Source organism: Anabaena azotica FACHB-119 (assembly GCF_014697625.1).
Taxonomy (GTDB): domain Bacteria; phylum Cyanobacteriota; class Cyanobacteriia; order Cyanobacteriales; family Nostocaceae; genus Trichormus; species Trichormus azoticus_A.
Genome location: NZ_JACJSG010000117.1, coordinates 1 through 2,642 on the forward strand (window position 1 = coordinate 1; position 2,642 = coordinate 2,642).

Genomic DNA, 2,642 nt, shown 5'->3' on the forward strand with positions numbered 1-2,642 from the left:
GTATCAGATTGTTGATTGGTGTCTAACTCATCCTTGAGGTAAGACAATGCAGTTTGAGCATCACCCACAGTTAGATCAGGCTGATAGTCAAGTGCTAGATAATCCGGGTGTTGACTAATCTGTTTAAGAATGACTTGTGCCGCATCAATAAATGACTCTAATGTAGGTGGAGATTCCCAAGATTTCTTTTGTGGTTGGCTGGGCGCTTCGTTATGAACAGTAGATTCAGCCGTCGCCACAGTTGCAGGGATTGCTCCTAGCAGGGACTTCATGTGTTCAATCTGGCGTGAGTAGTAGTCAATCTCTGCGTGGAGTTTGGTTTTTAATTGCTCTGGGGTGAGTAGTTTTACCTTGTCTTCTAGTTGATGTTCTTCGTCCTCCTGATTCTTGTCAGGCAGCATGACATATCGCCAACCCTCACCGTACTGTTTGCCAAGATAAGTATCCTGGGCGTAGTACTTCATACCGATTATTTCGCCCTGTTCGGTGCGTTGTCCAGGGATGTAACGGGGATATTTCCAGTGCTGGGGAATTGATATTGTGGGTTCCATATTTGTGATTGGTGAATGATTGAAAAGGAGTCAGGAGTCAGGAGTCAGAATAATTCTGATTTCTGACTTCTGACTCCTGGGTTCTGGATTACGCTGCAATTAGTTCTGGTACTGGCTCATACTCCAGAAGCCTCTGCCAGTCTTGGGCGGTTAACATCTCAAAGGGCAGGTCTAGCAAATGCTCACAGTCGTCTAGTTCTGCATCGCCTGACTCGGACACGGGTACAAGCGCTCTGACAGCATCAAACACCGAGTTAGAATACTGCGCTTTACCGGAACAACCAAGGATTACCCACCAGTTCCCATTGGTGCATCCGACTTGACCCACCTTGAGGTCGTTATGGTATATGCCATCGTCGAGAATGTCCAAGCCGTACTTTTGGCACTCGTTGAAGATATGCACCATAATTCGGTTTTCGCTGGAGGGGGCAGGGTGCAGAAGGGAAAACTCTTCTTCCTCAAATGGCTCCTGCACAGGTAACATACCTTGCTGGTACGCTTGCTTGACGTAGCTATGGCATCTGGCGGGGGTGGTGTTGCGGTAAATCTCAACGTTATTGACCAGTACTCGCCAGTACAAATCTTGATAGTTGTCGTGGTCGTACTCAATACTGGCGATGAGTTCACCATCAACGATTAGTTCTTGATCATGGAAGGAGATTTCTGCAACCCTGGGAACTTCGGGATATTCGATTGGTGCAGGTAGTGGCGTGGGAAGTGAACCGTCTTTGTGATGCCATTCGACGTAACGCAGGCATCGGGCGATGGTGTTGTGGCGGAATTGTTCTATGCCCCGTACCATGACAACCCAGCGTTGCGTGATGAACTCGGCGTTATCGTAGGTGATGTATGCAATTAACTGATTACCCGCGTACATTTCAAAGTGGTGCGAGTGGATTTCTACTGTTGCTATTTCGGGTGCTACAGCTTGGGCTTGGTTGGTGATGTGTTGGTTGAGTTCAGCTTGGGCTAAAACTTGTTCGCTGACGGGTTGCTGTCTAGGTGCGATATCAGTCATAATTAAGATCCTTACTAAAGGGTAAAAGGCGATCGCAAAGTTTTCCAGGCAGAGCGGTCGCCTTTGTTTTTTTTACGGACAAAGTTGTGGGGGAGCCACAACGCACTCACACAGATTTGGCGTAGCTATACATTGTTTAATTATTTCAGTAGCAATAATTCTGAATTAGTGAATATTTAGTGCAGAAAGCAGGTTGTCTGTGCGTTGTAGAGAAATGAGTTTTTATTTCTCTACCCCTTGTAATTACAAGTCTACTCTGAAATTTCTCCACAGTCAATAGTCTAAGCTGAGATATTTCAGCTTTAAGCTGATATTATTCAGTACACAACTGATATTTGTGGTATAGTCTGGATAGAAGTAAGCTAAAGGAGTTGATTTTGTGATGCAGACTTTGATTAGGTGGACATTAAAAGAAGTTATGGCAAGGTATGACATTAGAGCAGGCGACCTTGCAAAAACTATGGGGGTCAGCCATAACTCGATAGCTAACTTGCGAAAAGCGAAAACTATGCCGCGAATCGATGGTGAATCGCTCAATAAGCTATGTAATGCACTAAATTATCTAGCGCAAGATTTAACAGGTGAAATTACTCCTACAGATTTGATCAGTTACACCAAAGATCCTATAACGCCAATTCCTGCTGAAATCCCTGCTGAAACTGAACAAGAAAAATCTAGCCGAAGCAGGAAACTACGCTCAACAGATAATCAATCTGAAGTTTCTCTATCTGTCGCGTAGTAAAAGCGATCGCCGCCGTCCAAAGCAATGCGATCGCCTGCTCAATCCGTTGACTACAAAGTGAGCTAATTACAATGCTGACACATTTTTGGTCTAACCTCATGATCAGCATCAGTGTTCACTTTGGCTAAATGGCATCTCCGACCGTTTTTGTGCATTTACCAAATAGTGGGCAATCATCATGCTGGCACTAGATCGCTCCGAAACATCAACCCCTAATTGGGGGAGAGCTGGCGAAGCTGTCACCAGGGGCAAACTAAACAGTTTAGTTTAAATATTTTCCCCAACTATAAGGACTTCAGGGGGCAAGTTGGTGGCTCCTGCTCAAATATTA

The 2,642-nt window shown here is 45.1% G+C and carries 3 protein-coding genes; 1 reads left to right on the forward strand and 2 read right to left on the reverse strand.

The annotated features are described in order from the left end of the window. Positions 1-551 (reverse strand): hypothetical protein (locus H6G83_RS34680; RefSeq protein ID WP_190480705.1); only part of this gene is annotated, 551 nt, incomplete at its 3' end. Positions 552-639: 88 nt separating this feature from the next. Further along, a complete protein-coding gene (locus tag H6G83_RS34685) occupies positions 640-1,569 on the reverse strand; it encodes a hypothetical protein (protein ID WP_190480707.1) in 930 nt (309 codons plus the stop codon). Between the two features lie 382 nt (positions 1,570-1,951). Here H6G83_RS34685 and H6G83_RS34690 point away from each other — a divergent pair, with 382 nt between their 5' ends. After that, positions 1,952-2,308, forward strand: a complete 357-nt coding sequence (locus H6G83_RS34690; RefSeq protein WP_190480708.1) for a helix-turn-helix domain-containing protein — start codon at positions 1,952-1,954, stop codon at positions 2,306-2,308. Positions 2,309-2,642 lie beyond the last annotated feature (334 nt).

What these genes read in the sequence shown, in the direction of transcription:
- H6G83_RS34690 (WP_190480708.1), top strand. Translation starts at nt 1,952, where the DNA reads ATGCAGACTTTGATTAGGTGGACATTAAAAGAAGTTATGGCAAGGTAT.
- H6G83_RS34685 (WP_190480707.1), bottom strand. Translation starts at nt 1,569, where the DNA reads ATGACTGATATCGCACCTAGACAGCAACCCGTCAGCGAACAAGTTTTA.